The sequence below is a fragment of the Corynebacterium sp. HMSC055G02 genome, from assembly GCF_001809065.1.
GTDB lineage: Bacteria > Actinomycetota > Actinomycetes > Mycobacteriales > Mycobacteriaceae > Corynebacterium > Corynebacterium jeikeium_D.
On sequence record NZ_KV795650.1, the window covers coordinates 39,213 to 58,569 of the forward strand.

At 59.8% G+C, this 19,357-nt stretch carries 14 protein-coding genes and 1 tRNA gene; 9 read left to right on the forward strand and 6 right to left on the reverse strand.

The window, feature by feature from the left end; genetic code table 11:
* Window positions 1-37: 37 nt before the first annotated feature.
* Genes HMPREF2547_RS04950 through HMPREF2547_RS04965 form a run of 4 tightly spaced genes read left to right on the forward strand, consistent with a single transcriptional unit; the run spans window position 38 to window position 3,039 of the window.
* On the forward strand, window positions 38-859 hold the full coding sequence (locus tag HMPREF2547_RS04950) for a glycosyltransferase (RefSeq protein ID WP_070604922.1): 822 nt from the start codon (window positions 38-40) through the stop codon (window positions 857-859).
* A gap of 23 nt (window positions 860-882) precedes the next feature.
* Window positions 883-1,575 (forward strand): glycosyltransferase family 2 protein, encoded by a 693-nt coding sequence (locus tag HMPREF2547_RS04955; protein WP_038629309.1) that lies wholly within the window; start codon window positions 883-885, stop codon window positions 1,573-1,575.
* Entirely contained in the window at window positions 1,572-1,994 is a 423-nt protein-coding gene (locus HMPREF2547_RS04960; protein WP_070604925.1) for a DUF2304 domain-containing protein, read from the forward strand. The genes HMPREF2547_RS04955 and HMPREF2547_RS04960 overlap by 4 nt, the downstream gene beginning before the upstream one ends.
* A 49-nt stretch (window positions 1,995-2,043) precedes the next feature.
* Window positions 2,044-3,039 (forward strand): DsbA family protein, encoded by a 996-nt coding sequence (locus tag HMPREF2547_RS04965; RefSeq protein WP_070604928.1) that lies wholly within the window; start codon window positions 2,044-2,046, stop codon window positions 3,037-3,039.
* Between the two features lie 62 nt (window positions 3,040-3,101).
* Here the strand turns inward: HMPREF2547_RS04965 and HMPREF2547_RS04970 are convergent, their stop codons facing one another.
* Window positions 3,102-4,103, reverse strand: coding sequence for a GDP-mannose 4,6-dehydratase (locus HMPREF2547_RS04970; protein WP_083296858.1), 1,002 nt, complete (start codon window positions 4,101-4,103; stop codon window positions 3,102-3,104).
* A gap of 93 nt (window positions 4,104-4,196) precedes the next feature.
* Window positions 4,197-5,486 (reverse strand): MFS transporter, encoded by a 1,290-nt coding sequence (locus HMPREF2547_RS04975; RefSeq protein WP_070604933.1) that lies wholly within the window; start codon window positions 5,484-5,486, stop codon window positions 4,197-4,199.
* Between the two features lie 834 nt (window positions 5,487-6,320).
* On the opposite strand from HMPREF2547_RS04975, the gene HMPREF2547_RS04980 reads away from it, so the two are divergent.
* Window positions 6,321-7,664 carry an MFS transporter gene (locus tag HMPREF2547_RS04980; protein WP_048732297.1) on the forward strand — a complete coding sequence of 448 codons (1,344 nt, stop codon included), beginning with the start codon at window positions 6,321-6,323 and terminating at the stop codon, window positions 7,662-7,664.
* 213 nt (window positions 7,665-7,877) lie between these two features.
* Window positions 7,878-9,929 (forward strand): acyl-CoA dehydrogenase family protein, encoded by a 2,052-nt coding sequence (locus HMPREF2547_RS04985; RefSeq protein WP_069359067.1) that lies wholly within the window; start codon window positions 7,878-7,880, stop codon window positions 9,927-9,929.
* A gap of 16 nt (window positions 9,930-9,945) precedes the next feature.
* Here the strand turns inward: HMPREF2547_RS04985 and HMPREF2547_RS04990 are convergent, their stop codons facing one another.
* From HMPREF2547_RS04990 to HMPREF2547_RS05000, 3 genes are all read right to left on the reverse strand, one after another.
* Window positions 9,946-10,917: an N-acetylmuramoyl-L-alanine amidase gene (locus HMPREF2547_RS04990; protein ID WP_070604936.1), complete on the reverse strand. Its 972-nt coding sequence runs from the start codon at window positions 10,915-10,917 to the stop codon at window positions 9,946-9,948.
* 209 nt (window positions 10,918-11,126) lie between these two features.
* A tRNA-Thr gene (locus HMPREF2547_RS04995) sits at window positions 11,127-11,199 on the reverse strand.
* A 134-nt stretch (window positions 11,200-11,333) separates the two neighbouring features.
* On the reverse strand, window positions 11,334-12,710 hold the full coding sequence (locus tag HMPREF2547_RS05000) for a DNA polymerase III subunit delta' (protein ID WP_070604938.1): 1,377 nt from the start codon (window positions 12,708-12,710) through the stop codon (window positions 11,334-11,336).
* A gap of 82 nt (window positions 12,711-12,792) precedes the next feature.
* On the opposite strand from HMPREF2547_RS05000, the gene HMPREF2547_RS05005 reads away from it, so the two are divergent.
* Together HMPREF2547_RS05005 and HMPREF2547_RS05010 are read left to right on the forward strand one after the other, a co-directional pair.
* Window positions 12,793-14,319 carry an adenylate/guanylate cyclase domain-containing protein gene (locus HMPREF2547_RS05005; RefSeq protein WP_210383943.1) on the forward strand — a complete coding sequence of 509 codons (1,527 nt, stop codon included), beginning with the start codon at window positions 12,793-12,795 and terminating at the stop codon, window positions 14,317-14,319.
* A 65-nt stretch (window positions 14,320-14,384) separates the two neighbouring features.
* Window positions 14,385-15,698, forward strand: a complete 1,314-nt coding sequence (locus HMPREF2547_RS05010; protein WP_371325767.1) for a DUF418 domain-containing protein — start codon at window positions 14,385-14,387, stop codon at window positions 15,696-15,698.
* Between the two features lie 46 nt (window positions 15,699-15,744).
* On the opposite strand, the gene topA is transcribed toward HMPREF2547_RS05010, so the two are convergent.
* Window positions 15,745-18,705: a type I DNA topoisomerase gene (gene topA / locus HMPREF2547_RS05015; protein WP_070546343.1), complete on the reverse strand. Its 2,961-nt coding sequence runs from the start codon at window positions 18,703-18,705 to the stop codon at window positions 15,745-15,747.
* A gap of 317 nt (window positions 18,706-19,022) precedes the next feature.
* Between topA and HMPREF2547_RS11065 the strand changes: the two genes are divergently transcribed.
* Window positions 19,023-19,154, forward strand: a complete 132-nt coding sequence (locus HMPREF2547_RS11065) for a hypothetical protein (RefSeq protein ID WP_255466839.1) — start codon at window positions 19,023-19,025, stop codon at window positions 19,152-19,154.
* Window positions 19,155-19,357 lie beyond the last annotated feature (203 nt).

Genomic DNA, 19,357 nt, shown 5'->3' on the forward strand with positions numbered 1-19,357 from the left:
CCATATCTCCCTGCAACTCCCAAGGTTCGAGACTCACATGTCCACCATCACTAACCTCACGGTTCTCATGACCGTCTACCACCGCGTCGTCCCCGACCAGCTCGATACTGCGCTGCAGTCGCTGTGGAACCAGACGCGTCCGGCCGCGCACGTCATTGTGGTCATCGATGGCCCGATTGGGCAGGAACTCGACCGGGTCGTCGTCAAGCATGAACAGGCGCATTCGGAGATGACAGTGCTGCGGTGTGCGGAAAATGGTGGCTCGGGAGTGGCTTCGCAGGCGGGTCTTCGGCTGGTGGAAACACCATGGGTGGCGCGGCTGGATGCGGACGATATTGCGCGTGCGGACCGATTTGAAAAGCAGTGGGACGCGCTGACCGCTGACCCGGAGTTGGATGTATTGGGCAGTGCAATGGCGGAGTTCGAGGGCACGCCGAACAATGTGGTGCGCGTGCGGACTCTGCCGCAGACGCACGCCGAGATTGCGCGTTATATCAAGATCAATTCGCCTGTAAATAACCCCTCCTCGATGCTGCGCACGGCGAAGGTGCGTGAGGTCGGCGGATATCGCGACATCCGTCTGATGGAGGACTATGACCTCTGGGTGCGCCTCATGGCCGCCGGCGCGAAGTTTAAGAATCTGCCCGAGCCGCTGGTGTACTTCCGCGCCGACGGCATGTTCGAGCGACGAACCTCGCGCGGCATCATCCGCGGTGAACGCCAGCTCCAGCGCACGCTGGTAGCTGAGGGACTGATTTCCCGGCCGCGGGCGGTATTTAACTTGGCGGTGCGGACACTTTTCCGACTTTTGCCAACTCAGCTCATGTCACGCGCATATCGACGATTGTTTGTGCGGTAGGCTTCGGAGCGATGACTGACAACATGGATTTCTCGGACACCTGGCTGATTGTGCCGTGCTACAACGAGGGCCAGGTTATTCGTGAGGTTCTCGAGCACGCTCGCGAGACCTTCCCCAACATTGTCGCGGTCAACGACGGCTCTTCGGATAACTCCAGCCTGGAGATCCACAGGGCCGGCGCTCACCTGGTCAACCACCCTGTCAATTTGGGTCAAGGTGCCGCTATCCAGACCGGCGTGGAATACGCTCGCGCGCAGGCTGGATCGAAGTACTTTGTCACCTTCGACGCCGATGGCCAGCACCAGGTCAAGGACGTCGTCGCTATGGTGCAGCGACTGCGCACCGAACCAATCGACATCATTGTGGGAACCCGTTTCGGCCGCCCTCGCGCCGAGGATGACCAGGTGCCGCTGATTAAGCGAATTGTCCTCAAGACGGTGGTCATGTTGTCACCACGCACGCGCCGGCTCGGGCTTACCGACGCCCACAACGGCCTACGCGCCTTCAACCGCACGGTGGCAGAGCAACTGAACCTGCGCATGAACGGCATGAGCCATGCCTCCGAATTTGTCGAGGTCATGGACAGCAGAGGTTGGCGTACCGCTGAGCAGCCGGTGGATATCCTCTACACGGAATACTCCATGTCCAAAGGGCAATCCTTGTTCAACGGTGTCAATATCCTTGCCGACTCCCTGATTTCGAAGAGGCTGCCATGACCGCATCCATCGTTCAAATTATTTTGCTGCTGGCGATGGTGGGCCTGGTGGCTTACTTCGTCGCTAACCGTCGTAAAGCGCGCGCCAAGGCGGGCGTGAAACTGGGATTCGTCGTTTTCGTCATCGCGTGCCTGTGGGCAATCGTGCGTCCCGACGATCTGACCGTGGTGGCCAACTGGATTGGTGTGACCCGGGGCACCGATTTGCTGCTCTACGTACTGGTGTTGGCGTTCGTGTTTACCACGGTGTCGTCCTACATTCGCTTCCGCGAACAGGAGCTACGCTACGCGCGACTGGCTCGTGCAGTGGCTTTGAAGACCGCTGTGCGTCCGGAAGAAGAAATTGTGATTTCGGGCAGCCAGAACAACAGGCAAAAGGACAGCGCGACGAAGGTCGAGAACAACGCTCCGTCCGACTAATCGGCACGCTAAGCGCATGTGAATCTGAGGCTGTGGTTCCATAGAAGCCATGAGCGAAGAAAATAAGGACAACGCCGCCGCTGACAACAGCAGCGATTCGCAGCAGCCCTCGGCAGACGCAGCGCCGCAGGGGACACAGCAGGAACCCCAGCAGGCTTCTCAGCCGGTACCCACTGAACAGGACTTGGAGTCCTGGTCTGCCGACAGTGATGGAAAAACCAAGTCGTGGTACTCGATTCCGAACGCCGCATGGGCGCTAGCTGTCGTCGCATTGATCGTTGTCGGCGCAGCGGGCTTCTTCGCTGGCTCGCGTTCGGCTAGCTTCAACGGCGTGAGCACCGTCAACATGGCGGGCGTTGCACCAGGCAAGGGGGAAATTGCGCCTGTACCTGGCCCGAATGGCTCTTTCGACGCCAGCATCTACGGCCCAAAGGCGGGAGCGCAGCTGAAGTCCCCGGAGGATATGGACAATGTCCACCGCCGCAATGAAAATGATCCTTTTGCTCTCGGTGCAGTGGATGCGCCGGTCGTAATCTCAATCTACTCGGACTTCGAATGCCCGTTCTGCGCGAAGTTCGCAAACGAAACCGAGTCTGCCCTCGTGGAAAAGTACGTCAATGAGGGACTGGTCCGCCTGGAGTGGAACGATATGGCCATCAATGGTGAGAAGGCCATCAAGGACGCTGAGGCCGGCCGTGCCGCGGCAGCTCAGGGCAAGTTCTGGGAATTCTCCCGTGCGCTGTTTAAGAAGGCCGGGGAAAAGGGCCAGGGCCACCCGGAGTTCACTGAAAAGGACCTGATTGCCGTCGCTCGCGAGGCCGGTGTGCCGGACATGAAGCGTTTTGAAAAGGAGCTTAAGGACGGCAAGTGGACCGAGGCGGTCGAGAATGCCACCCAGTTCGGTTCCATGCTGGGCATTTCCGGTACTCCGGGCTTCCTCGTTGGTACGCAGTTCGTCTCGGGCGCACAGCCTCTTGACGTGTTCGAGGACAATATCGAGCTGGCTCTCATCCACGCTAAGCGCATGGAAGAAGCTGGCAAGTAAGCTGCGCTGACTTGCTGCTAACTTATGCGGGCGAGTGCATGAAGCCGCCCGCTTAAGCTGCGCTAGCCCTGATTCCGGAAGTACTCCACAGTACGGGCAACGCCCTCCTGAATACTCATAGCCGGCTCCCAGCCGAGTACCTCACGCGCCCGCGTAGGGTCCAACGCCGACCGCGCCACATCACCAGTGCGCGGCGGTGCAAACTCCGGATTATCCTCGGCATCCGCAGCCTGTGCCACCAGCGAGTGCAGCTGCCGATCCGAGGTTTCGACACCGGTGCCAATATTGAAGCGCATTCCGCCACCGACCTCGCCGGATGCGCGGTAGAAAGCATCCACCACATCGTCGACATACACATAGTCGCGGGTATTTCCGCCGTCGCCGAACACCTTGGTCGACTCTCCCGCCAGCAGACGCTGGGCGAAAATAGCCACCACACCGGCCTCGCCGTGCGGATCCTGCCGCGGGCCGTACACATTCGCCGGCGCGATGTGCGAGCATTCGAGCCCATAAAGATTGCGGAACATATTCAAGTACAGTTCGCCCGTCGCCTTTGAGGCGGCATAGGGGCTCATCGGATTAACCGGCACGTTCTCCGACACCGGAAGCTCCTCCGGCGTGCCGTAGATGGAACCGCCCGAAGATGTAAACACAACCTTGCGGACACCGTGCTTTCGGGCCGCATCGGCAAGTTTGATTGTGCCAATGATGTTCAGCGTCGCATCCCGCACCGGGTCGGCCACGGAAATCCGCACATCAATCTGCGCTGCGAGGTGGAAAATAACCTCCGGACGGTTTTGCTCGAGTAGCTCGTCCCAGTCCACCTCCAGCACATCGGCGGTTATGAACTCAAAGTCGTCGTTAAGCGATGCCTGCTGGAGGTTTTCCAGCTTTCCGTGGGAGAGATCGTCCAGCGCCGTGACTGCGTACCCTTCAGCCAGCAGCCGGTCAACCAGCGTCGAACCGATAAATCCCGCACCACCCGTCACCAGCGCACGCGGTTTCGCGCTTGCCGACGATTCTGTGATCGCGGTGGCCGGTGATTCGTTCTTGTGCTTCTCCATAGGAAGAACTATAGGCGCTTAGTAAGGAAAGCCGCTTATACGTGTGCCAACCTCACATTGACGGGGTTGATTAGTCTTCCAGGGAATGCGAGATTACTCAGCGCGCTGTGGCAGGTTGACGGTGGAATTGAAGAAAATAACCAAGCCCATCAGGATGGCGATGACCATACCGCCACCGAGCATGAACGGGTAGGTCATCCAGGAGATGGACTCGGAGAGCTTGGTCAGAATTGCTGGGAATGCGAAGCCGATGTAAGTCAGGCAGTAGAAGATACCGGTCAGCCCAGCCATGTCGCGCGGGCCGGCGATGCGCTGTACCTCGTTGAGGCCGGTAAACATGGCCAGGCCGTAGCCCGTGCCCAGCACCAGCGCTGCAATAAACGCCGTCACTGCGGTGGGGTTGGTGGACATCCATGCGGCCATTCCCATGCCGATAACCACAATGCCCATTGCGATCAGCGAGCCGCGGGCGTTGTGCTCGGTTACAAAGCGTGGACCAATCTGCTGAATGCCAAAACCACAGAGCAGCGCAAACAGTGTGACCATCGCGGAGTAGAACACTGGCTGGGAGACGTGGTCCTGAAGCAGCGAAGGAATGATTGCGTAGGCAACACCGGCTGCACCGAAGACCCACGGCGCTCCCATCGCGGCGACGAGCAGGAAGCGACGGTTAGTTACCGAAGGGGTGTGTAGGGACTCCCAGACGCTTTCGTGCGGAGCGTTGCTGCCGCCCAGGTGCGGCGACTGGCGGGTCTCCGGCACAGCCACAAGACCGAAGATTGTCGGGATGGAAATCAGGATGTGGATGATATAAGCCAACTGCCCCGGCAGCGGTGCGAACTGCGCCAACGTGCCGGCAATACCCGCACCCAGGCCAAATCCCAAGGTCAACGCCATGGACTGACGCTTCGCGCCCGAGGTGGAAGTGGCCTTGGGGTCAAAGCGTGGATCGGAAAGCTCCTTTACCCACGAGCCGCCCACGGCCATGACAATGCCGACTGCCAAGCCCGAGATAAAACGACCAGCGAGGATGAGCGGGGCGATGGTCTCGCCCAGCGCGATGAGAGTCGAGCCCAGAATCGAGAGCACCGGCGCGGCGAGCATCACCGGCTTACGGCCGATACGGTCCGAGATTGGGCCAGAAATCAGCAGTGCCGGCGCGATGCCGAGAGCGTAGACCAGCAATAGAAGGTCAATGAACACCGGCGCCAGGTCAGCGTTTTCGCGGTACATCACCATCAGCGGTGTGAATTCATTGCCACCCCACGCGACGGCGAAAACTGCAATTGCGGCGAGCAGCCACAACGGCGTGCCTTTATTGGATTTGGCCCTGCCGTGAGGTACCTCATTTTCATTGCCGTTAGTTCCTGCGTGAGAAGACATGTCGTTTACTTTACGACGGTCCCCAGCGCCTTACGCACAATGGTGCAGATTTTAAGCCACCGGAGCTAACCACAAGAGGTGTGCCGAGATAGTTGAGCAGGCGGGGCGGGGCAACTGAGTCGGTTAGTGCTGTGGCGACTAGTGGAGTGGTGGCTAATGCGGTGGCGTGCCCAGTTTGGTCACCTCGGGTTGGTCTCGGCACAAATGCCCCTGAAACCTGGGGCTCACACCCCCGTCTCGGGGTGGCATGTTGCCGACCTTGCATCCCTGCCCCATCCGGGGGCAATGACCTTTTCGACACTACATCGTTATTGTTCCGTTACTTCTTTCGTATCTTGCGCCACTTTCGCCGCACTATTCACACAACTTCTGATTATATAATTACAAATTAGTTCAATGTGGGGGTAGCCGAACAGCCATAAAACGCAGATTTCCCCTATTTAAGACAGTCTCACGCACAAACGGCCATCAGCTCGCGCACATCAGGCCGGAAACGGCCCATCGTTAAGCAGCATCCATTCCACACCCTTTACATACCCCCGATTCCACCTTTTTCAGACATCTAGAAAATGAATTCGGTCACAAACAAAGGAAATCTACCGCCATTCACCAACCCCCATTACCCCCGTTGCCCACTTTTTGTCGTCGCTCGCTGAAGTTCAAACGCTGGTCGCTACCGGTCTGGCTGTGTAAGAATTCGACACCGTCAAACAATCTGTCCATTCCCCAAACGCTGGCTGAGAAAAACCTGGGGCGATTTCTGCACGACCGCTGAAATCACCAAGGTCCTCGATGGCCGTGCGGACGGGTATGTAAAGAAAGTCTTGTTGTTTTATGACTACTTCGATCATCGCGAATGATCCCAAGCAGCGCCGCAAGGTGCTCACGGGAACTCTCGTGGGTACGACCATCGAGTTTTATGACTTCCTGATTTACGCTCAGGCCGCAGCTATCGTGCTCGCTCCGCACTTCATCGAGCCGGCTGCGAAGTCGAACCCACAGGTCGCTCAGGTGCTCGCCTGGGCAACCCTGGGTATTTCCTTCCTCTTCCGCCCGCTTGGCGCTATCGTCGCCGGCCATATCGGTGACCGCTACGGCCGCAAGATGATTCTGGTCTTCACCCTCATCGGCATGGGTGCAGCTACTTTCTGTATCGGTCTGCTGCCGACTTATGAGTCAATCGGCATCGCTGCACCTATCCTGCTGGTTCTGCTCCGTATCTTCCAGGGCCTTTCCGCGGGTGGCGAATGGGGCGGTGCGGCCCTGATGTCCGTGGAGTACGCACCGAAGGAAAAGCGCGGTATCTACGGCGCATTCCCGCAGGCCGGTGTTCCGCTGGGGCTGACCCTGGCTACCGGCACCATGCTGATTGTTATGGCTATCATCGGCGAGGAAGCCTACATGGACTGGGGTTGGCGTGTGCCATTCCTGCTGTCCTTCATCCTGGTTCTGATTGGTTACATGATTCGTCGCACCGTCGATGAGTCCCCGGTCTTCCAGGCTATGCAGGCTGAGTCTGCTGAGCGCTCCGCTCCGCTGCCGGAGCTCTTCCGCAACCACTGGGGCAAGGTTATCCAGGGCGCCCTGATCTTCGCTGCTCAGCAGGCCACCGGTTACCTCGTGATCGCATTCTTCGGCGCTTACGCACAGAAGACACTGGGCTACCCCGCAACCGTCGCTTGGACAGGCACTCTCGTCGCCGGTATCTGCTGGACCATCTTCATGTTCATGGCCGGCGCTTGGTCCGACCGTATCGGCCGCGCAAAGACCTTCATCATCGGCTACGTCCTAATCATGATTTGGGAAGCCGTCATGTGGAGCCTCCTGGATAAGGGCCCGTTCCTCTACGTCATGACCGTCGCAGTCCTCACTCTGCCGCTGGCACTGACCTTCGGCCCGCAGCCGGCCATGTACTCCGAGATGTTCCCGGCTGAGGTTCGCTACTCCGGCGCTTCCATCGCTTACGCCATCGGCGCTGTCCTGGGTGGTGCATTCGCACCGATGATTGCCCAGATGATCATGGACGCCACCGGTAACCCGTTCTACATCTCCATCTACCTGATGGCCATGGCTATCCCGGCACTGATTGCCCTGTTCCTGCTGCCGAAGGGTCTTGAAGACCGAGACCTCATCGAGCACCCGGAAACTAACCTCGACGAAGTTAAGTCGCGCGTCTAGTTCCCACAGCTAGGGGGTCTGCCCCACCGAGGGTCTGATTACGCGAGCCGTCGTCAAGCACTGCACAACGCAGTATTTGCTTGACGACGGCTTTTGCGTTTCCGCCTTCGTTCTATCCCGGTAGCTTGTTTCCGACCCGTGGCCCCGATTTCCTCATGAGTTTCTCAGTCGAAAGCGGCTGACAAGCCCCAGATATCCCATTAACGTTGGGTTATGGCACAGACTTCTTCCAGCTCCACGCGAATCCCCCGCCGTCGCTCGACCGATGGTCCGAAGACGCTCCCCTCCCGTCCTGAACCGGAAGTGGCAGGTGCACTGCAAAAGGCCCTGGACGGCTATTTCCCCGAGGCGCGCGCTGATGTCCGCGTCCTTCTAGAAGACCCCTCCCTGCGGCCCACCTCTGGGCTGACCGTGGAGGAGGCCAGGCAGCACACCACCGAGTCACTGTCCAAGGTGCTTAAGACCGGCATGCCCTATGGGGCTTTCCGCACTGACCAGGGCGGCACAGGAGATACCGGTGGCACTCTCACCGGGATTGAAATGCTTGGCCACACCGACTTGTCGTTGATGGTGAAGTCCGGAGTGCAGTGGGGCCTTTTCGGCGGCGCTGTCAGCAACTTGGGAACTGAGCGTCACGGCGAGTTGGTGCGTGACCTCATTGAGCTGCGGGCTCTCGGCTGCTTTGCGATGACCGAGCGCGGCCACGGCTCGGACGTCCAATCACTCGAGACCACGGCGCACTACGACCCCGAGACGGAAGAATTCATCCTCAATTCCCCTACGGCTTCCTCTGAGAAGTGGTTTTTGGGCAATGCCGCGCGCGATGGGCGCTGGGCTGCGGTCTTTTGCCAGCTCTACACACCAGGGCAGGAAGAATCCCATGGTGTGCACTGCATTGTCGCTCGAATCCGCAATGATGATGGTTCGCCTGTCGACGGAGTTGCTATCGGCGACCACGGCACCAAGGGCGGCCTCTTGGGCGTGGACAACGGCACTCTCATGTTCGATCACTACCGCGTGCCGCGGGAGAACCTGCTTAACCGTTTTGCAGATGTCTCGGCCACTGGCGAGTACAGCAGCGATATTGACAGCCCCAATGCACGGTTTTTCACAATGCTCGGTGCCCTCGTGCGCGGCCGCGTGACAGTCGGTGCGGCCGCTGGTGCGGCAACCCGCACCGCATTGACCATCGGCACCAAGTACGCACACTTGCGGCGCCAATTTGCTCCCGACGATTCGCTGCCGGAAAAGAAGCTCATTGAGCACCGCCAACACCGAATCCGACTACTCCCCCGCATTGCGCGTTCGTACGGTCTGCAATTTGCCACCAACCTGCTAATCAAGCGGATTCACGACCTCGAAGCGGAGGGGCTGGACCGTGCGAATCTCACCCCGGAGCAGGCTCGCGATTTGCGTGAAGTGGAGGCGCATGCCGCCGCATTGAAGGTCGCCAACACCGCACATGCCACCGACGCCATCCAGGAGATGCGTGAGGCCACCGGTGGAGCCGGCTACATGGCAGAGAACCTGTTGACCATTCTCAAAGAAGACTCTGACGTATTCACCACTTTTGAGGGCGACAACGTGGTGATGTTGCAGCTGGTCACCAAGGAACTCTTGGGCGGTTTTGCCCGGGAGGTGCAGAGTTTTTCCAACCTGGAGATGGTGCGCTTCGGCCTCGACAATTTCAGTGGCATATTGCGCCGTCGCACCGGTGCAGATGCCGTCGTCCAGAACCTCTTGGATGCGCTGACTGACGCTGATGAGTCCTCGCTCTTTGACCCCGCCAGCCAGATGCAGCTACTTATCGAGCGCGAGAACCGACTTCTCAAGTCCCTTGCTCGCAGGCTGCGCCCGGCGCGGAAACTGCCTGTTGAAAAGGCCGCGAGGCTGGTGGACAAGGTCCAGGACCACATGATTTCCTGCGCGTGGGCGCATATCGATCGCATGATCCTGGAAGCGTTCTTCGAAGCCGAATCCACGATCACAGACGAGCGCTCTCAAGAAGTGCTCGAGCAGGTTCGTGATGTGTTCTTCTTGTCGGTTGTCTGCGATAACGCCGGCTGGTTCTTGGAGCAGTCACTGCTCACCGGTACTCGCACCAAGGGCGCGCGAGCGGGCTTGGCCGATCTGGTTGATTCCCTTGGTCCCTGGTCTGAGGTACTTGTCGATGCCTTTGGTGTCCCCAGCACCATGCTGGATATCCCCATGATGGAGCCTTACGAAGCGATGACGCCGAAGGCTAAGGCCAACCCGGCTATTTAGCGGGTTGGCCGGTTGGCTACTGCGCCAAGAAACCTTCCAACCCAGCCACAGTGGCCTCTGCCAAGCGCTGACGGCCTTCGCTGGAAGTCAAGAGGGCAATGTCGCTGCTATCGCGCATGTTGCCGTATTCGACCAGTGCCTTTGGCTTCGTCGATAGGTTGAGTCCAGTGAGATCCGCGCGTGGATTCAGCCCCTCGCTGCCGAGATAGTTGGATGGAGCAAAACCGGCTGACACGAAAGCATCGCGCAGGGCGGTTGCCAGCGCGGTAGAGCCCTGCTCGTCATTATTGGCGAGTGGCTGAGAAATCGCCGACACATGGAATCCGCGGTTGCCCTCTCCAGCGCCGTCAGCGTGGAGACTCACCACGGCATCGGCGTTGGAGGCATTTTCCTTCTCTGCACGGGCATCGATGCAATCTGCACGACCTGCGTCATCCTCGCGGCTGAGTAGCACCTGAGCACCGCGCTGTTCGAGCAGCTGCTTGATTTCCTGCGCCATCAGCCAATTGAACTCGTGCTCCGGGAAGCCGTCGTTGGAAGCGGTGCCGGAGGTATTACACGGCTTTTGGCCACCACGACCGTCAGTGACCATCAGGTCAGCAGGTGGTGGGGTGCCGGCGTGCCCAGGGTCGAGGTAGATGACCTTGCCGGCTACAGCGCTGGAGCCGTCGGCACGCGAAGTAGCGCGATTAGCTTGCTGTTGTGGCGCGTCGCCCGGAGCGACTGCGTCGGGGTTAGCCGAATCAGGCATTGCAAACTCCTCATTCGGCGGAGTGGGGTTCGGCATCTGCATGGCCTCTTCTTCAGCTGCCAAGGACGTTTGAGTTTCCGCCGAGGCAGCTTGCTGAGCGCTTCCTGCTCTGGAAGCCTCCGTGTCGATGGTGCAGGCCACAAGACCGGCAGGCATGATTGCCGCGGCCGCCAAAACCGCAGCTAGTCGTCCCGCTGATGGTCGCACTACTAATCGCTGGTGTCCGGGCTGTCGCATCGTGCGTTCTCCTAGTATCTGCGTACCTGCCATGTGCTGAGTAACAGTAGCAAACACTCGATTGAGAGTCCCCGGCTCCGAGATTTCCGCCCCCATTCGTTTCGGGGAATCACCGCACGTCGGCTTGCCGCCGGATTCGCTCTCCTCATGTTTGACCGATCCAAAAAATAAAAAACGGGACCCTTTTCCAAGGATCCCGTTTCAAACCGAGCCGCCTGCGAGAATCGAACTCGCGACCTTCTCATTACGAGTGAGACGCTCTACCGACTGAGCTAAGGCGGCACGCACATTGCGCCGAGCTTTCAAGCAAGCAGAAATAACCCTGCACAAAATGTACAAGCGGTAATACTACTGCACTGCCCCCATCGCTACCAAAATGGGGCCTGCAGTCCGCTGAATTAGGTGCTTTTCGCGGCTTACCTGCGACCAACCTGCCCTGCGATCTGCAATTTAGCCATCAATTCATCCATCAGGACCGTCAACTTCACCGCGGTCACCAGCATGCCGCGCACCTCGGTGACAGCATCGATGGAGGCCAATATCGCCTCCGGCGGAAGACGTCGGGCTAGCTCTGCGGCTGTCCGACGACGGTCCGGATTAATGAGATAGACGGAGCCATCCCCAAACTCGGAATCAGCGCCGGAATCTGAAACAGAAGCGTCAAAAGCAGACCCAGCACATTCCGCCCCAAACGCCAGCACCAGGGCATCACGGTAAAGCCCCATAATGTCAGTCAACGACAGGTCAATCAGGTCCGACTCCGCACGCCTGCGCCGCCGCTTCTGATTATCCTCTAACTCCTTAATCACACCCTTAGAGCCACGCAGTGCCGCCTGCGCTCCCTTACCGGACGCCCCAACACCCAGCGAACGCTCAAGGTTCTCCAGCTCCTCAGCCTCTAGTGGCTCCATCCGCCGCTTGACCTCGCCTGCTACTTCGTTGGCCAGCTCACGCGCCGCCACGTACGACTTCGCCGGATCGAACACGGCCTCCACGAAATCCAGGGCCTTACCCCGCCAAGCACGCGAGCCCTCATCGGAGACAAAGCCACGCGCACGCCCAATGTGACCGTTGGACACCGTCGCGGCCCAGACCGCTTGCTCGTCGGTAAGCTCTGGCCGCTCGGCGCGCAGGAGGTTTGTGACGTCGTCGATATGCGGCGTCGGCACATAGACATGACGGCAGCGCGAACGGAGCGTAACGGAGAAATCCTCCGCGTTCGTCGTTGGTGCGCACATGATGATGACGGTGCGCAACGGCGGCTCTTCCACCACCTTGAGCAGCGCATTTGAGGCGGATTCGTTGAGACGGTCGGCGTCTTCGATGATTAGCACGCGGCAATCCGCCGTCGTGGGCATCTTGTAAGCCCAGGGCCGCAGCTCGTCCCTCACCGTCGCCACCGAGATAATGGTGCCCTCCGGGCGCACGATTTTGATGTCGCCATGCGTTCCCGCCAGCGCCGTCCGGCAGCCCTCGCACTCGCCGCATCCGGGGTTGTCATGCCTCGTACACAGCAGTGCCGCCGCAAACGCCGTCGCCGTCACCGACCGCCCCGACCCCGCAGGTCCCGTGAACAGCCAGGCGTGCGTCATGTCCGAGTCGCGTGGCGCATCGCTTAACGACGACCCCGCGTCCCCACCTTCCGGCGAAACCTCCGCCCCATCGCCTGCCAGCGGTTGACCATTGGCAAAGCGATAATGCGCAGCGCGCACAGCAGCCTGCAGCCGCTGGCGTACCCCACCCGTTTCGGGCATACGAGAAAACACGCTGCGCTTTGTCATGGGCTCTGTCATGGCCACAACTCTAGCGCGCCCCACGAGACTCTTGTGAGGTAACTACTCCCTGCAATCCGGGGTTGCCACTAAGGTAGTAGTCATGCAACGGCTCTGGCGAAATCTGAAATGGCTAAGCGGGACAATGTGGCCTGCTTATGCCTCATTTATCTTCGTCTGCAACCTTGTCGGAGCCATGATTGTCGGCTTGTTCCTCGGCATGCTGTTGCCACTGAACCAAGAAACTCACTTGCCACGGTTGGCTAATAGTGTCATTTATGCCCTGGCTGGGTACCTGGTTCTGGCAATTATCGCAGGTATCGGCACTACCTGGATCCTGTTCAAACCGCTGGTGAAATGGCAGCGTCATCCGGATATGCACGATCCGCGGCGGGTACGATATCTGGTCATGCGCGTGCCCGTCTACCAGGCACTTTTGGGTACCGTCATCTGGTCTTTGGGCGTGATTGTCTTCAGTGGAGTTGCGTTCGCCTATGACAGCAAGATTGGCATGATGGTGCTGCTCACCTCGGTGCTCGGTGGCGCCATGGTGGCACTGTTGACCTATCTAATTGCGGAGCGCATGGTGCGTCCGGTTGCCGTGGAGGCGCTGGCGCGTCGGGCTCCGGATTCCTCGCTGGAGCCACCGATTGGTCACCGCCTGCGCCAGACATGGGTGTTGACCAGCGGTGTTCCAGTGGTGGCAATCCTGCTTGTGCTGCTCGGTCAGCGCCGTGGCATGTTTACAGATGATGCGGCGGATCTCCTGCCTACGATTACCGCGTTGGCAGTTTTGGCACTCATCACGGGCTATTTCGGCACGATGCTGGCCAGCATGTCCATCGTCGACCCGATTCGGGATCTCACGGGCGCAATTAACAAGGTCCGCCAGGGCCAGGTGGAAACGCGCGTGCCTATTTACGACGGCTCCGAGATGGGTGTCCTCCAAGCGGGCTTCAACGAAATGATGCGCGGCCTGCAGGAGCGTCAGCGGGTGCGTGACCTCTTCGGCCGCTATGTCGGGTCTGAGGTCGCTCGTAAGGCCCTGGAAGAAAAGCCGACTCTAGGCGGCGAGAATCGCCTCGTCGCAGTGCTATTCGTGGACGTGATTGGTTCAACCAACTTCGCGGAGAAGAACTCGCCAGAGGTCGTTGTCCGTGAACTCAACGCCTTCTTCGACCACGTTGTTGACTGCGTACACCGCAATAAGGGCATTATCAACAAGTTCCAGGGTGACGCGGCTCTGGCTGTCTTCGGCGCTCCCCTGCCCCTCGACGACACTGCTGGTCACGCTCTCACAGCCGCCCGTGAACTGCGCGAGGAACTGCTCGACCTCCAGCTCACTGCCGGTATCGGCGTCTCCGCTGGCCACGTCGTTGCCGGCCACATCGGCGCCCGCGACCGCTTTGAGTACACGGTCATTGGTGACGCGGTTAACCAGGCTGCCCGTCTGACTGAGCTGGCTAAGGACACCCCGGGCCGCGTGCTCGCCACGGCTTCCACTATCCGCCTGGCCAACGAGGACGAGCAGGCTCGCTGGACCACCCTGAAGTCCGTGGAGTTGCGCGGTCGTACGCACATGACGCAGCTTGCGCGCCCGGTGCGCCCGACGCTTGCCGACGAGGCCTAGGGGGCAGCGGACTCGTCGGTCTCGCCAACCTGCGTACCCTCCCGCAAATCCTTTACGTTGGAGGAATGACTGACAGCCGCCCCAGTTCTAGCCCCAACCCCAGACCTCGCATGCTCGTCCCCGACGCTGCGCGCGGGTTCGCTCTCCTCGGCATCGCGATCGCGAACATTGCCACCGCCTGGCTGGTTGCAGATCCCGAACTGCCCGCAGCATTCTTCGGCGGCGTCATAAGCGACAGCATCGCCGACAAGGCCACCGTGCTGTTTACCGCAGTGACCGCGCATAACCGCGGGCTGCCGATGTTCGCAACGCTGCTCGGCTTCGGTGTGGGACTCATCGTCCGCAGTTTGGCCAGGAGGAACTTTCCACGGTCGCGGGCGCGGGTGGTCGTCGTAAAGCGTTATGCGTTCCTGGGGCTGTTCGGCGTTGCGCACATGCTGTTTCTGTTCTTTGGCGACATCATGTTTCTCTATGGCATCTGCGGCATCATCCTCGGGCTACTTATGGGCCTCAGCAACAAGGTGCTGACGATTCTCGCGTGGATTGCGCTGACGATCAACGCTGCACTGAGCCTGCTGTTTTTGGGATTCGCAATTGCGATGCCCGACGCCGAGTTCGTCGGCTCCGACATGAGCCAGTTCGTCAACGGCGGTGCGATTGAAACAAGTTACCTGGATATGCTCGCCGCGAATCTCGAGGCCCTGACAATGAGCATCACTACTCTGCCGCTACAGCTGTTCCTCTACCTGCCGGTGATGATGATTGGCTTCGTGTGGGCGCGCAAAGGCGTGCTTGACGACGTTGACGCGCACCGTCCCCTGCTTATTCGGTGGCTCGTGGTGGCCGTGATTGTCGCCTTCGGTGTCGGTATCCCTATGGGGTTGGCAGCGATTGGAGTTCTTCCAGCCGGACAGCACATGGCCTTCTTGGTAATTAATAACTTTGCCGGAGTGTTCGCCGGTCCTGGCATCCTAGCCGGGCTGGCGTTGGCGCTGCAGCCGCTCCAGCGACGCCTGAACGAGGGCGCCGCTGTACCAGGTTGGCTGGTGCCGATTGTGGCGCTCGGCAAGCGTTCGATGACCGGCTACCTGATGCAGTCGGTGATCTTCTTTGTGCTGGTGTACCCGTTTATGCTGGATATCCCGCGCGACATGGGCGCGTTCGTGCAAACGCTCATCGCTGTAGGCGTCTGGTTGGTGACACTGTTGGCCGCGTGGGCGATGGAGCGTCGCGGCATGCAGGGGCCGTTTGAGAAGGTGCATCGCCGGCTGTCGTACGGGCCGACGATGCGGGCGGAGGTGGCCGGGGTCGGTGGCCCCAAGCCAACTCCGCAGGAGGCGCCGGGCGCACCAGCTCCGCAGGGGGCGCCGGGCGCTTAAGTGCTCTGCACCCATTTCGCCCCTGCCGCGGCTAACGGTCAATGCGCTACTTGCCCTTACGCGTTGCCTTCACCACTCGCTTGGTGGTGCGCTTGACTGCCTTCCTGGTGGTCTTCTTCGCAGCCTTCTTCGTGGTCTTGCGAGTCGACTTCTTCGCAGCCTTCTTAGTGCCACCATCGGCGGCTTCCTTCGCGCGGCGCTCAGACAGCAGCTCGCAGGCGCGGGCATCGGTCAGAGTCTCAGGCGTATCCCCCTTGCGCAGCGAAGCATTGGTGACACCATCGGTGACGTACGGACCGAATCGGCCATCCTTCACCGACATCGGGCGACCGGAGACATCGTTGTCGCCCAGCTGCTTCAGCGGCGGCTTCGCAGCAGCGCGACCGCGGCGCTTCGGCTCAGCGTAGATACGACGCGCCTCGTCCAATGTCACGGTGAAAATCTGCTCTTCGTTAGCCAGTGAACGCGAGTCCGTGCCCTTCTTCAGGTACGGACCGTAACGGCCATTCTGAGCAGTAATAACCTCGTTATCGACCGGGTCGACACCGACCTCGCGCGGCAGGCTCATCAGCTTCAGAGCCTCTTCCAGCGTGACAGTCGACGGCTCCATGGAGGAAAACAGCGAGGCCGTCTTCGGCTTCAGAGTTTCCTCGATGATTTCCGCGGTGCGCTTTTCCTTCTGCTTGGCAGCGGTCTTGGTTTCCCAGTTCTTCTTTCGCTTGCCCTCGGCAGCGCGCTGAGCGTCCTCTTCGGCGCGCTCAGCTGCGATGATCTCCTCAGCCTTGGCTACGACACCTTCGCGCTCTTCATCGGTAACCAGCTCGGTGACGTAGGGGCCGTAGCGGCCATCACGAGCAACAATCATGCGACCATTGGCCGGGTTAATGCCCAGCTCACGGCCACCCTGCGGCATGGCCAGCAGCTTCTCGGCAGCGGCCAGATCCAGCTCGTCCGGAGTCATGGCCTCCGGGATGTTGGCGCGCTGCACCTCGTCGGCACCGTTTTCACCGGCCCCCGGGCGCGTACGCTCCAGGTACGGCCCATAGCGGCCAACGCGAACGATGATCGGGTTGCCCTCGGCATCGTCGAAAAGGTGGAGCGAATTGACCTTCCGAGCATCAATCGATTCCAAGTTCACATCGATGATGCTCTTCAGACCACCGTGGGTCGCAATAGCGTCGGCTCCCTTGTGGCGGTGATCCTTGTCATCGCCGAAGTAGAAACCGGTCAGCCAGGTCGTGCGATCCTTATTGCCCGCAGCAATGCCGTCGAGCTCATCCTCCAGCTCGGAGGTGAAGTCGTAGTTGACCAGATCGGAGAACGCTTCCTCCATCAGCCCCACCACGGCAAAGGCCACCCACGAGGGCACCAGAGCGTTGCCGCGAGGGTAGACGTAGCCGCGATCCTGAATGGTCTTGATAATCGACGCGTAGGTCGACGGACGCCCAATTCCCAAGTCCTCCATCTTCTTCACCAAGCTGGCCTCGGTGAAGCGCGCAGGCGGGTTGGTGGAGTGGCTGTCGGCACTGAAGTCCGTGGCCGTCAGGCCCTGGCCTTCAGTCAACTGTGGCAGACGCTTCTCAGCGTTGTCGGCGACCTTGCGGCCGTCGGAAAGCGCGGAGACCTCAACGTATGCCTTGAGGAAGCCCGGGAAGCGAATCGTGCGTCCAGTGGAGGCGAACTCGACGGCGTGCGTGTCGGTGGCGCCAGCGATGGTGACCTTCATGGACGTGCCGCGTGCGTCGGCCATCTGCGAGGCGACCGTGCGCTGCCAGATCAGTTCGTAGAGCTTGAACTCCTCGGCATCCAGCGATCCCGCCAGCTGCCCCGGCGTTGCGAACGTCTCTCCCGCCGGACGAATTGCCTCGTGCGCTTCCTGCGAGTTCTTCACCTTGCGCGAGTACTGGCGCGGCGCATCGGCGACATACTCCGAGCCGTAGAGCTCCAGCGCTTGCTTACGCGCGGCATCGATACCGGCCTTGGACAGCGTCGTGGAGTCGGTACGCATGTAGGTAATGTGACCGTTTTCGTACAAACGCTGCGCCACACGCATCGTGCGCTCAGAGGTGTAATGCAGCTTTCGACCCGCCTCCTGCTGCAGCGTGGAGGTCATAAATGGCGGGTACGGGCGGCGCGTGTACGGCTTCTCCTCCACCGACGCGACCTTGAGCTCAGAGCCCACGAGGTCCGCCGCCAGGGTTTCGGCGAGCTGCTTATCGACGACCCGGATGCCATCGGACTTCTTCAGCTGGCCACGGTCATCGAAGTCTCGGCCCTGCGCTACGCGCTGACCATCAACGCTGGTCAGGGTTGCGACGAATTCCTTCGGCTGGTTGGCGTCAGCAGAAGCCGAGCCGGTGTCCAAAGTTGCGGCGACATCCCAGTACTCGGCGGAGATAAACGCCATGCGTTCGCGCTCACGCTCGACGATGACGCGCGTTGCCACCGACTGCACACGGCCTGCCGACAGGCGCGGCATGACCTTCTTCCACAGCACCGGGGAGACCTCGTAGCCGTAGAGACGGTCGAGGATACGGCGACCCTCCTGGGCGTCAACCAAGTTCTGGTCCAGCTCACGGGTGTTGGCGGCGGCTTCCAGGATGGCCTGCTTGGTGATCTCATGGAACACCATGCGACGCACCGGCACCTTGGGTTTCAGAACCTCCAGCAAGTGCCAGGCAATAGCCTCGCCCTCACGGTCGGGGTCAGTTGCGAGATAGAGTTCGTCGACTTCCTTGAGCTTGGCCTTCAGGTCAGCGACTTTCTTCTTCTTATCAGCGCTGACGACATACAACGGAGCGAATCCGTTGTCGACATTCACACCCAGACGAGCCCAGGGCTCCTTCTTGTAACGAGCCGGAACATCGGCTGCGCCACGGGGCAAGTCGCGAATGTGGCCCACCGACGCCTCCACGATGTAATCATCGCCGAGATACGGCTGAATCTTGCGAGCTTTCGTCGCCGACTCGACAATTACTAGGCGCTTGAGGCCGTCTGAATTCGCCATAGAAGTTTTTCTATCCTGCAACGTTGAATGTTTTTGACTGTTTAGATTCTTGTTTTCGTTTAAATCTTGGGGTTCTTGGCCGGACTCTGGCTGGGCTTCAGCTGTGAGAAGCCCGCAATCGGTTCCAACCAGTTCCGATCAGTTCCAATCAGTTCCAACCGGTTCCGATCAGTTCAAATCAGTTCCCGGCCGCGTTCTCCCGGAAGATTATCTGGAAAGAATATGAAGAATATAAGGAATACCGTACACACAATCTAGTTTGTCGCGTGGAATCCTCAAGTATCGGGCGGATTTTGGGTGTGACTGAAGGGGCTGCTGTGGGGGATCCCCGGTGGCCGGCAGTTGCCGACCCGACGACTGCTGTGCGGCTAGCCATGATTATCCCAGTGGCTGTCAGTGGCTGGCCACGACAGGCCGCAGCGGGCGCAGCCGCCGCAGCGGCCGCATGATCGCGGGCTGCAAATGTGAAACTGTATGAGTTTATGACACTTTCAAGCCATTTTTCGGGCCATTTTTGTCATAAACGCAGTCAGTAACTCGGATTGACCCGCTGCCACCAGAAATGCAAAAATCCCACGCAGAAATCACTTTCCACGTGGGAGAATCAAGGCTCACCCCATGAACACAACATGGACCTTGAAAAGCCAAAAAT